We start from the raw sequence: 12623 nt of genomic DNA, 5'->3' as shown, positions 1-12623 counted from the left end.
CTTGTCGTAGGGATATACAAAATCTTCAACGAAGAGTGGATATCCACCGAAGTAAACATTGCAAATTAACTGTCCTTCCGGAATCGTGACGTCTCCAACGATACATGGATTTCCTTCGTCGATGACTGCAATGTAAGGCCACCAAACATAGATTACTTTGCGAATGTAAATTCCTTGTCGTTGCGGGCTTGATTTCGAGAGAGGTTCCCATTTTTTGAATTCAGCAGTATCATAGCCAGAGGGAACCGGAGTCGAGTTATATGTTGCAGGAACATTGGCTGGGTTCATGCTATAGTCTTTATAAACACTTGAGGTGTTTTGGACTACCTTTGTTCTAACTGGTATGGATGCCGTATCATTTGAAACTAATCCTGTCCTGCAAGAATTAGAAGATTGTGTGTATGTTGATTCCAAAACAAGGGTTGCCGCAGAGGCAGGTGCTTGTATTTTTTTTGCATTTTGAATATTTGCATTATCGTTTACCACCGCAAGAGGAATCGGAGGAACTCCGAAATTACCGGTGGAAGTAGCGATTACATTCTCTACACCTGGTGTTGTTGGTGATTCGCATTCGTTTCCTTTGAAATCATACACATGATTTCTGAAGATCAATTCGGAACCAGCTGGAAGAAATCCATACCTTTGGTAATCCGTATACCCAGCAGTTTGGATCAATCGGATCTTCGAATATCCTCCGATATTGTCGATATTGATCGGTTCTTTGGGAACAAAGGCTAACTGCGGATTTTCTGGGAAAGATCCAGAATTCACAGAATGTATCAATTTGGGCATTTGTTCGGTCATCAGATAAACTTTAATAAATCTTAGTCTCGAAAAAGTGATTAGGTATCTTCCCGATTTATCGAAATAGACTTGATCTGCTTGACTGGCATATAAATCGATTTCTCTATCGAAAATAATACTGGGTATCCCTCCGGAGATTGAAACTTTATATCTTATCAATGTATCTGCATTGATACTTGGATTTTTCCAACCATGCAGATATAAATAATATACAGGGAAACCTGAAAAATTCATATAAGATACAAAGATTGTTTTAAATCCTTTAAAACCGTTAGGTATTCCATTTAACTGTATTGACGTAAAATTTAGATCACCAGAATTTCGATATAGAATTTTTAGGTCCGTGGGTGAGGTGGATTTTAAGACAGCATAGATTTCTGCTTCATTTTGGGGATTGTAGAGATTTAATTTATCAATTGAAATGACATCTGAAAAATTATTATCGGTAATTCCGATTCCAAGAGATTTATACAATGTTGAAGTCCATGAATCTAGGGCATATTCTTGAAATTGATTTCCATTAATTAGTCCAAATCCTTGTCCAAAATCATAAGGCAATATCATACTTGGGTAAAATCCAGAAGGAATTCCTGAAACAGAATTTGAAATTGCAGAAAGATACCCTCCTTCAATTTTAAATATACTTTGTTGAAGGTTTGTTGAACCGGAATATAAAGCTGTAATTCCCGAATCTTGTCCTAATTGAGTTGGGAAGTGCACTGCTTTTGGGCGAGTCTTTGAAAATTGATAATCGATGGATACTTCATTCTTTTTCAAAAAGAAAGGTTCTGCACCTGGTATTGTAATGGTTGGTTCATAATAACTGGCTACGTTATTCGATAAAGTGATAAAGCTAGAAAGGTTATAGGTTTTATAGTTATAGGAACCTTGCATATTTTTAACTGGAATCACATGGCCAATATTTTTATAATATCTACGATATGAATCCCAAAAAGGTATTTGTGTAATCCCAGAGGTATATTCTGAAATATCCGGTCTCGTGAGTTGATCAAAGATTACGGTATCCATTCCTTTTAGATATGGATTATAGGCGTCAAAATACATTGGATTTACCATAAAGGAATTTTCTACGTTTGCTTCCTTTGCTTTAAACTCTCTGAAGATTGGCTCGGATACATTTCCGTAACTGTCCCTTCCCCAGATCACAAATCTGTCAGGTAAACCTCCGCCTCGTTTTCCTAAATAGTTGCTAAAAATTAACGGATATCGACATTCATTTATCCATTTATTTAAGGACGCTTCACCTGCAACTGGTGGTTGTTGACGATCGTAGGTTGAACCAAATGGTTTTCGTAAAAATTCTTCTTCAGTCATTCCTGGCAAAAGTTGACGCACATAACATAATGTTGGCATCGGATAACTTTCTTCATCAACTACATTGATTTCCAAATCAATGATCCCCGAGCTCGCATTTTCGGAAAAATGATTAACAGTAACGACTGGAGGGGTAGAATCACTATTCGAACATGGATAGGTACCTTGAGCGAGTTCCGTTCCATCGTTGATTCCATCTCCATCACAATCTGGATTCGTAGCTCTGTAAAATAATGGAGGATTTGAACCAATTGCAGGAGTGAATGAATAAGACCCAGAGTAAGCCTCTGTATAATCAGTAAGACCATCTCCGTCTGTATCGAGTCCTGTAGTTTCCATTCCAATTGTGATTCCACTATACATACCATCATCGTTTACTGCGAAAATAGAATAATAGTATGTACGGCCCTCCACTAGGCCTGTATCCAAATAAGTATAAGGTGTGATTTCTGTACCGTTAGGTTCTTCACCCGATGCTGGGCTCATAGGAGGAGAAATTTCACTCCTTCTGATGATAATCTTTTTTGGTGCATTTGTTGGTGGATAAAAAAGCCAAAAAAGGATTCTATCTGAACCAGGGTATATATTTCCTGTGACTAAGTCTGGTTCCCTTGGGTCGGGGCCTGCGGCACATAAGATGGAAGCCGGTTGGACTCCACCTTCGATACCTGCAGGTTTTACCACCACCCAATAGTTGGAAGTAATCCCTGGAGCCAATGTTCCTTTTTTATTTCCTCCCAAACTGACTCGTGATCCTTGAGGATATGTCCTTTTGAAAATCTTATATCCAGAAGCTCCTACTGTTTGAGCAGGATCTAACCCTGGTTCGGTTGTATAAACGTATTTGCCGGTTAACAAGGAAAATCCAGATAACCAGTCTGCATCTTGCGAAGTATCGGCAGGAGCAAGTCCTCCTCTTGTATCATACATGACATAGACATCTATATTTTTCGGTGCATCAAAGGCTAAGTATTCTGAAGATGTAGATTCCGAATGGAGAAGGGAATTTCCGCAGGTTCCTGTCCCACCTTGGCAAGTAGGAATCAAAAGAGCAAATTCCAAACCAAGTTCACGGAATGCTCCTTCTTCTTCTTTTACAAAGTAAGGACGGTCTTGGTAGTATCTGTACCCTTCGCCGATGGTTCCGAATTTGGCCTGACTTACTGAAGAATCATCTAAGATCCCTTGTAAATTCCATGAGGAAGCTTCTGTCGCAAAACAAGAAGAAGCTGCCGCTATTTCTGTTCCAGGAAGGTAAGGAAGTGCGCTTAAAATAAAGGGAGTAAAGTGATTGGTTTGCACTTTTACGGAGGATGTATTTTTGTCTAAAATTCCTTTTTGTAAAACTTTCCACTCATTTGTAGCAAAGTCTTTATACCAAACGTAAAATTCTTCTGTGAATCCTTTGGATTCTAACGCATCTAAATCAACCGGAAATTCCAATTGTACGGGCTTTGCAAAGAAAAGACTTTTATAGGAAAGGCGTTCGTTTCCACCTTTCTTTTTAAAATCTAAAGATATATCATAAATTTTCCCTATTGGCACTTGGGATTTTCCGAGTAATCGTGGGACATTCGAATCTTCTTTGATCCGAAGCGAAACAGCAGGAATACCATCAGGAAGTGTTACCTTCGGCGTTCCACTAACAAAAATCGGCAGCGGAAAGGTTGTTTTGTTTTTATTAAAAAGATCTTGAAAATATAGATTCGAACAATTAACAAAATATGAAAGAAAAAGTAGAGGTAATATTTTTTTCATTTGTAAATTCCTTGTTAAAGTAGGTTAGGTGGTGAATCCACACATTTTTGCTACTATGGAAGGTTAGTTGGTGGGAAGAAAGTATATTTTCTGGCGATACAAAAAAACATTAATATTCAGTGTAGAGAAAATGGTTGTCTTCTACTAACTTGGATTTTATGGTGCAGAATCGTTAGTCTGTGGGAAAAAAATTTCAAGAAAATAGGTTTTTTATTGATTCAGAATATAGTAAATTTTTTTATTCGTTAATCTTTAGGTAAATTGGAGATATCAAGATATCCTAAATATCTGGTGTTAGTATTCTCTTGGTAATATTCCAATATAATGGAACAGTAATTTTCATTCTTTCTTGTGCAAAAAATATCACCCTTATCAAGTTTTCCTTTTTTGAATGTACCTCTTAGGAAAATTTCACCATTGAAAAAACTACCTGTTCCTTCCAGTTTGCCTGCTTTAAAATTACCAACCAGGTAAAGGTCAGCTTTTTTATAAGATTTGACTCCATAGCCGTCTAAACAATTTCCAATACATAGATAGCCTTCTGAATTAAAGTTACCATTTAAGGTCATACCATTTAAAATTTGTTTTTCAACAGGAGCGCCTAGTTTCACATCATCGTTTTCCCAAATAGTTTTTGTTATTGTTCCGTTTGCTGTAGTATAAATACCTTCACCTGAGTAATTGCTATACTTTCCCTCTGAATTCCAATCAAAATTGCCATCATAACTATCGCCTGTATCGATAAGTGCCCTTTTGTATCCAGGTTCTTCTGGGCCATAGACGACCTTACCTTTTCCTATGGGAAACAAGTTGCCGGTAAAAAAAATCTGCTGACTCCAGTGAGGGCTTTTTTTTGTAGCACCGTAGTATCTATCATTTACTCCAGATTTATATTCGCCAAATTGATTCGGACATTCATTCACACATTTCCAACCATTTGAAATACAATTTGTATTAAGTAATAAAATTATGTGCAATGAAAATAAAACAAAGAGTAATTTCATAGAAATATCAAATTACTCTTATTGATGGTGTCAATATTTTTATTTCATCTATTCCGTTCTTTATTCGGCAACAGCTAAACACCGCATAATTTGTGTTTATCTGTTGCTTGTATATTAAAGACCTTTTGTGCAACGAGCGCGAAAAGATATTGTATTCATAGGAGGATTGACTGCTCCAGCAATTTTATCGACGGAATAAGACAGTTTAAAATTTCATCGATGCTCTCAAAAATAGCTGTCCATTTGAGTTCCAAAAATTTAAAAACAACGGTATGGCATTTTTTCTTTTACTCTTCGTTTTTGTTTCCTGTGGCGAAGTAGCCAAACAAGATTCTTTTTTACCTGAAAATCTTCCTTCCGAAGAAATAGTGAAACGTTATTTATCATCTGATTCCTATTTGGAAAAGCTGAATGTACATGCTAGATCATTAGGTAGAACACTTCCTGAATGGAAAGATTGGGAACGTTCCCAAGTCACGGACAAAGAAATTAGTAAGTACTGGCCCAAGGAAAGAAAATCTCTTCCTCAGGAGATTTCTGATACAGATTCCATCGACCATCTCAGGGAATCGATTCGTATTCGAATTGTCTGGAGTCGATTGTTTCACCAAGCAGGGATTCAGTGGAAAGAAAAAACATTCGAAACAAGTCGTGCTGATTTTTTGAAGCAATTGGATTTAAGTTTTGCACCTAAGTTTGGTTCTTCGAATGCAAAATGGGTCATAGTCGAATGGAGTGATTACTTGTGTAATTTTTGCCGAGATAGTTTCCCACATACAAAAAAAATTTTATCAAAATACAATTCTCAGATTTTTTATGTACATAAGGATTTTCCTTTGGATGGTGAATCGGACGAAGGGCTTCTTCCTTTATCTTTCGGTCGTTGTTTATGGGAAAAAGATCCAGAACATTTTCAGGTTCATATGCAGTTGTTATACTTAAATGCCAAAAAAATAATGAGGGGTGATGATTTACAAATTCCCGAATGGTTATCTTTCGGTGAGTGTCAACCGAAAGGGTTACCTAGGAAATATATTTCCCAAGTGTACAGAGATAGGAAAGAGGCTAATGAATTCGGTGTGAGTTCTGTTCCCACGTTTTGGGTCAATGGCCGTTGGATTGTGGGTGCATTAAATGCTGAATCTTGGGAACGGGTTTTGAAAGACACAGCCAACCAATAAAAAATATCTTGCCTTCTTTGTACAATAAGTTCTCCTTGATCCACATTTTGTAAGGACTGGATATGAAACTTAGATCTTATTTGCTTCCCCTTTTGGTCTTACTTTCTCTAATGACAGTGAATTGTGGCAAAAAACTCCACTTTTCTATGGTTACGTCTACATCGATGGAAAACGGTCTCCCCTTTCTTGTGTTAGATGGGAAAGAATGGAAGGCAGAACCTGGAGCAGAGTTTGTCAAATTGCATTTTTATGCAGATAATGCTTTTGCATTGAGTAAGGTTTCCATTGAATCTTGTTCAGGTCAATTTAAAGATCGGATTGCTGCCTATGTCAACTTTGATGAAGTTTATGCAAGTACAGACGTTCAAAAATCAAATTCAGAAGTAAGTTTTGATCCAGTGGTACAGGCAAGATCTGTCACCTTAAACTTCCAGAGAAACCAAAACATTTGTCTTAAGTCTGTTAAGTTTTATGATGAAAAACAAAAATCATATCGGACATATGCACCCGAAATTATTTCAGGAACTGTATCCGCATCTGAAACTGCTTCTCCAGAACCTACGTATTCTGTAATGAATCTTTTTGATTCCAAATACGAAAATGGATATTCATCTGTCAAAGGTGGAGTTGGGGTAACATTTAACTTCGATTTTGCGGAAAAGAAAAAAATATCAGTTTTAAAAATATGGAATGGTTACCAACGTTCCGATGTCCACTGTATAAAAAACGGACGTGTTAAGTCTATTTTACTAACTGGGGATGATGGATATTCGACAAAAATTAATATAGAAGATACTATGGGAAGTCAAGAAGTTCAATTGCCAATATCTTTTAAGGGAAATAAACTAACAATGAAAGTAGTAGAGATATATCCTGGATTAACTGAAAAAGGGATCGTCTTATCTGAGTTACGTTTTGGTGATGATGGGGACTGGTTTGCTATGGACACTCTTCCCAAATCAAAAGATACTGCTGCCAAAAACTTTGATGCATTTGCGAAAGCTTCTTTACGTAAGGTTCTTAATCGTGGTTTGACGGGAAGAGAAGTAACAGAAGTTGCTCTGGAGTCCGTCGCTGATGTACCTGTGGGTGCAGATAATGAAGTCCAAATGGAAGAAAATTTAGACCCGCCCACTTCTTCTGATTGGACGATTCGACTTCGTTCGGATGGAACATTCTTTTTAGAAGGATCTACGGCTCGCACCAATTACGATGCAAATGAAGAAAACTCCTATCGTTTTTATGGAATGGGGAATTATGAAATAAAAGAAATTTCACCGGGTAAGATTCATATGCGGATTTTTGGATTCTTACGCAAACAAACATTTACGAATTTTTTAGATTATGGTGGAGGGGACTGTAATGGGTGTGGTCGAGATTGTAATCTCGTTAAAAATCCCGATCCGAACAATACAGAAAAAATTTTCCAAGAGTTTGTTACCTTACAAATGCGGGGAAAACAATTCTATTTAACCAATTCTAAAAAAACTGAAAATTTAGATTTTTCTACTTTGGAACTTACCTTAGAATAGAAAGTCGATGATTTTTAAATTTTCTCAATATACGATTGTTATCTGGTTTACTCTGTTTATGATTACCTACTCTTGCGGAGGAGAAGGTGAAAAAACAGAACATTCTCATGTGGAGACTTCGATTTCCAATCCTAAAAAAGCCAGTAAGGTGTCGATACAAATCCAATGGGAAACCACAACGCTCCCTTTAGAAATGGAAATTCGAGAACCAAGTGGGGCGCAAACTCTTGCCTTATGGACTACTGGATCAGTAAAAGAAGGGAAACAAACTCCCTTTGGGGATTTAATTCCTGAAAGTACATTAGTTCTCAAGCCTGGTTCCAAAAAACAATTCCTTCTTGTGATGAAAAATCCAACGGATACACCAGTTTACTTTTTTGCCGCACCCCATTCCGCTTTGCCTGTGGAACACAGCTTTGGTTTCAAATTCAAATGTTTATGTGTGAATCACGCATTTACTGTTCCACCCAAGGAAACTTGGTATCGTGTGGTTGAGATCCGTCTTGCACCAGATTTTTTAGGAGACCAATTAGCATTAAAACATAATCTAATCGGGATCAGTCGGGAACGAATGCTTCAGTTTGAAAAAAGTGCAGGTAGTTCGCTTCCCAGCGAAATGGACTAGGGGAACATTCAATGGTTAAGAGAATCTGATTATGAAACAATTTTTGATTTGGGAAGATTTTGCGACTTACCGCGGTGATGCATTTTCTACCAAACGACATAGTCATTTTTTTATTCAGATTAGTTTACCAGATTCAGGTAAAGTTGAACTAAAAACTTCAGATGGTGTATGGAAGACTTACAATGCAGTTTGTATTCCTTCTGGAGTGAGTCACGAAATGAGAGGAGAAGTCGGAAATCTTACTCTTCTTTATTTGGATCCACTAACAACAGGCTACTATCTTTTTTACAATAGAAGTTTAGCTGCAGATCATTCAGCCTTTGAAGTAGGTGATGTATTTACCGAAACTGTGAAAAAACAAATTAGGGAGACTTTAAATTCATCTAATACTAAGGTACGAAATCAACTCCTCGAAATGATAAGTAAAAATTTTGATAAGCCAACAAATCGAAAATTGGATGCGCGAATTCAAAAAAGTATTGAAGATGTTGAACTTGAAGATTTTTCACTCACTCAGTTAGCAAAACAAGCGTCCTTATCGGTAGAGCGCTTCCGCCATCTATTCCGACAGGAAACAGGCGTACCATTTTCTGCTTATAAGCTTTGGTTAAAAACTAAAAAGGCAGTCGATTATTTGGCAATTCATTCTCATCTAATGAATGCTGCTTATGAAGGTGGGTTTGCTGATCAGTCTCACTTTACACGTATTTTTCGGCGCTCCTTCGGTGTTGGTCCTTCTGATTTTACAAAAAAGAAAGAACCTTTTCAGGCAATTTTCTTTTCGAAGTAGCCGCTGCGTTCAAGACTATTCTTTCAAATCTGATATTCTACGAATATTGGGGAAAGAAAATGAGTTCTAAAATCACAGCAAAAAATCTAGCGGAGTTATTTTATGATAGTGCCAAAAAGTTTGAAGATCAACCTGCTTTTGGTACCAAAAACAACGTAAGACAATTCACTATGATGAGTTTTCGTGAAGTATATGAAACCGGAGTCAGACTAGCTACCGGCCTAATTGATTTGGGTTTGAAAGCACATGATCATGTAGCTGTTTTGTCAGAAAATCGTATAGAGTGGATCATCACTAATTACGGTATCATACTTTGCGGAGCAGCTGATGTTCCTCGTGGAACAGATGTTACCGATGGAGATATACGGTATATTCTCCCACACTCGGATGCAAAGATGGTCTTCGTAGAAAACGAAGTGACACTCGGAAAAATTGAAAAAAATATTTCCGAATTAAAAAATATAACTCATATTATTGTTATGGATAGCGATATTAATGCTTCAAACGAAGCAGACCATAAAAATGGTAAGATACAATTCCATCCTAGTTCTCAATCATTTCCAAAAGTAATAAGTATGATTGATCTTATTGCAAAAGGAAAAACCTTAATAGAGTCAGGTGACCGAAGGGTAGAAGAAAGAGTTACCGCAATACAACCTGAAGACTTATTTACGATTATATATACTTCTGGTACCACAGGGGAACCTAAGGGAGTAATGTTAACTCATGCAAACATGATATCGCAGTTAAAGAATATACCAATTAATATCGGGCCGAGTGATCGATTTCTATCCATTCTTCCTGTGTGGCATAGTTTCGAAAGAGTTTTCCAAATGGGAACAATTGCAATGGGAGCTACACAATATTATACTAATGTAAGAAATATCCGGGAAGACTTAATGATTGTGAAACCTACTTTCATGGCCTCAGCACCAAGGCTATGGGAGAGCCTCTATCAGGGTATGCAATCGAAAATACAAACAAGCTCTTTGATTAAGAAAGTACTATTCAAGTTAGCATATGGATGTGCGCTCAAGATACAAAGATCGATACAATTTTTAAAAGGAAATCGCTTAGATCTTTATGGAAGAAATTTATTCCAATCTATCTCGTTCGCTTTGCTTTCGTTAGTTTCCATTATTGTTTTGTTCCTTCCTTATCTTTTTCTTGATTTGATAGTATTAAAAAAACTTAGGCTAGCTACAGGTGGGAAATTACGAGGTTCTGTTTCTGGCGGTGGATCCTTGCCTTTTCATATTGATGAATTTTTTAATACCATTAAAATTCCTGTATTCGAGGGATATGGATTGACCGAAACATCTCCGGGACTTGCTTTTAGAACACCAAAACACTTTGTAGTTGGTAGTGTAGGACGGATGTTTCCTGATACTGAAATTCTACTAAAAGACTTTGAAACGGGAGATGTGATATATCCTCCCAAAAAAGGAATCAAAGGCGAAATTTATGTGCGAGGACCACAGATCATGAAGGGATACTACAAACGTCCCGAAGCCACAGCAAAAGTTTTGACATACGATGGTTGGTTGAACACAGGAGATCTTGGAATCATGACTTTCAATGATACGCTAAAAATTGTAGGAAGAACAAAGGAAACGATTGTTCTGCTTAATGGTGAAAATATTGAACCTGTCCCTATTGAAAACAAACTTATACAATCGCAATTGATTGATCAAGTAATGGTTGTGGGACAGGACCAAAAGTATTTAGGTGCCTTGATACTCCCTTCGCTAGATAAGTTTTCAAATTACGGATCCACTTACGAACAACTTGCAATTAATAATGTAGTCCAAGAGAAAATTGAACAGGAAGTTAAAAATTTGATTCGCATAGAGAATGGTTTTAAAAGTTTTGAAAAGATCGTTGAGGTGCGACTCCTTCCAAAATCTTTTGAGGTAGGTGATGAATTGTCTGCCAAACTTTCTGTGAAAAGACATGTGGTTGCAGCAAAATACGAATCTCTAATTAATTCAATGTATGATGGTAAATCACAATTAAAGGTTCTCATCAAAAAGTAAATTTGACCAAATGAGAAGAAAACTTTCTATCACCCAGGAAAAGCGATAGAAAGTATAAGACTAGTTTAACTTAGTTTGCAATAAAAATAGATTCCGCTTCGTTTTGGGAACCACCACCAGGATTTAAACATGTACTTTGTGCATAGGCTGTGTCAAATCCTCCCTCTAAATAATAGTTCCTTGTTGTCAGACCTTGGTCGCTTGGATACGTACAGCGACCACTTCTAGTCGGAGAATATACTGCCATTTGCGCATCACAGTTATTACCTGTTGCAGGTCCTATACCCATTGTGTCATAACAAAGATTAAACTGCCAATTAGCATAAGTTAACTTAGCTGATGTACTTGCCACCACTCCACTATTGGCGACTTGTAAATTATAAGTACCACCAAATCCACTGATATGCTGGACCATTACGTATACAGTACCTGCATTCAACGCTACTTTATTAAATTCTGCTCCATTCATTCTTTTGTTGGCAAATGAAATGGGATTACCGTTTAAACTTGTAAAGTAAGATATATCTAAATCAAAGCCGCCATGTCCGAAAGTATTAAAAACATGAGTTGCTGTTGTTGCCGAAATTTGATAAAAACTTTTATTATCTCGGCTATCAATCGGACGATAGATTGAGTGTGGTTGGTTAACATTCCAACTAACGAGAGGACGATAGCGAACCTTAGTATTATAAATCACAGCTCCGTCTTTTTCGACAGCAAAATCTACGGCAGCATTTTCATTAATCCCTGGTATGACTGGCATTGTAAATTGGATTGTATCTGAGGAAACCGCAGAAACTCCTGTAGTAGCCACACCACCAACTTTTATAGTAATACCAGTAGTTTTACCAACTAGTTCTGTATTCTGCAGTTGGTTTTGAGAGCCTGGATAACCCTTTTCCAAAATAACATCATTGGGGGCAAGTAGGAGCATACCAAGGAGGATTGTCTCCGTATCCGAAGAATCCTTTTTTTTGCAACCTAACATGCAAAGAAGAAGAGTGATCATGAGGGTAGGTTTCATAACATATACAAAGTTATATGGTGATGAAAAAAAGTAAATACGAAAATTCATGTTTACGAATATTCTTTATTTGTGAAGTGCCAAAAATTAAGCGGAATGTGAATTCTATAAGCAAAAAGCCGATGGGAAAATATTAGGGATTTGGTATATAATGATTCCTTTCGGGACTATGTTCACACTGAAAAATTCTTTTTGTATGGATTGAATGAGGTTAAGTCGTTATTTTTATAAAAAAGGCATTGGAAAAATACCATCTTTGTTTCGTTACATTTTTACTGTAATCAAAAATCTATGGAAATTTCAAATGTAGATACGCTATCTTTTTAGGTATTTTAGTCAGTTGGTCAATTCATAAAATAACCTGGAGTTGTAGACTCTGTTCGGAAGTTACAAAATTCTCGCCTTTTTCGAAAGTTTTCCTGGCAAAAACTGCTCTGTTATATACCATTTTCAGAAAAAAAGAAACGACCAACTAACGCTTTATTTTCTTTACAAAAAGGTTCGATTACCACCATATAACCGTATTAAGGCGAA

At 36.9% G+C, this 12623-nt stretch carries 8 protein-coding genes (1 of these 8 only partly in view); 5 read left to right on the top strand and 3 right to left on the bottom strand.

The features are described from left to right. Together LEP1GSC203_RS14180 and LEP1GSC203_RS14175 are read right to left on the bottom strand one after the other, a co-directional pair. Nucleotides 1-3897: the 5' portion of a fibronectin type III domain-containing protein gene (locus LEP1GSC203_RS14180; protein WP_002974570.1), read on the bottom strand. Its footprint begins 57 nt before the window's first position; the window shows 3897 of its 3954 coding nt (coding positions 1-3897); its start codon is at nt 3895-3897; its stop codon lies beyond the left edge, outside the window. A gap of 245 nt (nt 3898-4142) precedes the next feature. Next, a complete protein-coding gene (locus LEP1GSC203_RS14175) occupies nt 4143-4901 on the bottom strand; it encodes an MORN repeat-containing protein (RefSeq protein WP_002974694.1) in 759 nt (252 codons plus the stop codon). A gap of 272 nt (nt 4902-5173) precedes the next feature. Between LEP1GSC203_RS14175 and LEP1GSC203_RS14170 the strand changes: the two genes are divergently transcribed. The 5 genes from LEP1GSC203_RS14170 to LEP1GSC203_RS14150 all read left to right on the top strand — a co-directional run bounded on the left by LEP1GSC203_RS14170 (nt 5174) and on the right by LEP1GSC203_RS14150 (nt 11065). Continuing rightward, a complete protein-coding gene (locus LEP1GSC203_RS14170; RefSeq protein WP_002974649.1) occupies nt 5174-6082 on the top strand; it encodes a thioredoxin domain-containing protein in 909 nt (302 codons plus the stop codon). 62 nt (nt 6083-6144) lie between these two features. Next, a complete protein-coding gene (locus LEP1GSC203_RS14165; protein ID WP_002974739.1) occupies nt 6145-7614 on the top strand; it encodes an NADase-type glycan-binding domain-containing protein in 1470 nt (489 codons plus the stop codon). 7 nt (nt 7615-7621) lie between these two features. Continuing rightward, a complete protein-coding gene (gene lsa20, locus LEP1GSC203_RS14160; protein ID WP_002974695.1) occupies nt 7622-8239 on the top strand; it encodes an LIC11469 family lipoprotein adhesin Lsa20 in 618 nt (205 codons plus the stop codon). A 31-nt stretch (nt 8240-8270) separates the two neighbouring features. After that, entirely contained in the window at nt 8271-9029 is a 759-nt protein-coding gene (locus LEP1GSC203_RS14155; RefSeq protein WP_002974728.1) for an AraC family transcriptional regulator, read from the top strand. 59 nt (nt 9030-9088) lie between these two features. Next, entirely contained in the window at nt 9089-11065 is a 1977-nt protein-coding gene (locus tag LEP1GSC203_RS14150; RefSeq protein WP_002974622.1) for an AMP-dependent synthetase/ligase, read from the top strand. A gap of 70 nt (nt 11066-11135) precedes the next feature. Here the strand turns inward: LEP1GSC203_RS14150 and LEP1GSC203_RS14145 are convergent, their stop codons facing one another. Continuing rightward, nucleotides 11136-12089: a hypothetical protein gene (locus tag LEP1GSC203_RS14145; RefSeq protein WP_039938085.1), complete on the bottom strand. Its 954-nt coding sequence runs from the start codon at nt 12087-12089 to the stop codon at nt 11136-11138. Between the last annotated feature and the right edge of the window lie 534 nt (nt 12090-12623).

The organism is Leptospira terpstrae serovar Hualin str. LT 11-33 = ATCC 700639, assembly GCF_000332495.1.
In the GTDB taxonomy this organism is placed as follows: Bacteria; Spirochaetota; Leptospiria; order Leptospirales; family Leptospiraceae; genus Leptospira_A; species Leptospira_A terpstrae.
This window is presented reverse-complemented; position numbering and strand designations above follow the sequence as displayed.

Coding starts and splice junctions, on each gene's coding strand:
- LEP1GSC203_RS14175 (WP_002974694.1), bottom strand. CDS start 4,901: ATGAAATTACTCTTTGTTTTATTTTCATTGCACATAATTTTATTACTT.
- LEP1GSC203_RS14170 (WP_002974649.1), top strand. CDS start 5,174: ATGGCATTTTTTCTTTTACTCTTCGTTTTTGTTTCCTGTGGCGAAGTA.
- LEP1GSC203_RS14165 (WP_002974739.1), top strand. CDS start 6,145: ATGAAACTTAGATCTTATTTGCTTCCCCTTTTGGTCTTACTTTCTCTA.
- lsa20 (WP_002974695.1), top strand. CDS start 7,622: ATGATTTTTAAATTTTCTCAATATACGATTGTTATCTGGTTTACTCTG.
- LEP1GSC203_RS14155 (WP_002974728.1), top strand. CDS start 8,271: ATGAAACAATTTTTGATTTGGGAAGATTTTGCGACTTACCGCGGTGAT.
- LEP1GSC203_RS14150 (WP_002974622.1), top strand. CDS start 9,089: ATGAGTTCTAAAATCACAGCAAAAAATCTAGCGGAGTTATTTTATGAT.
- LEP1GSC203_RS14145 (WP_039938085.1), bottom strand. CDS start 12,089: ATGAAACCTACCCTCATGATCACTCTTCTTCTTTGCATGTTAGGTTGC.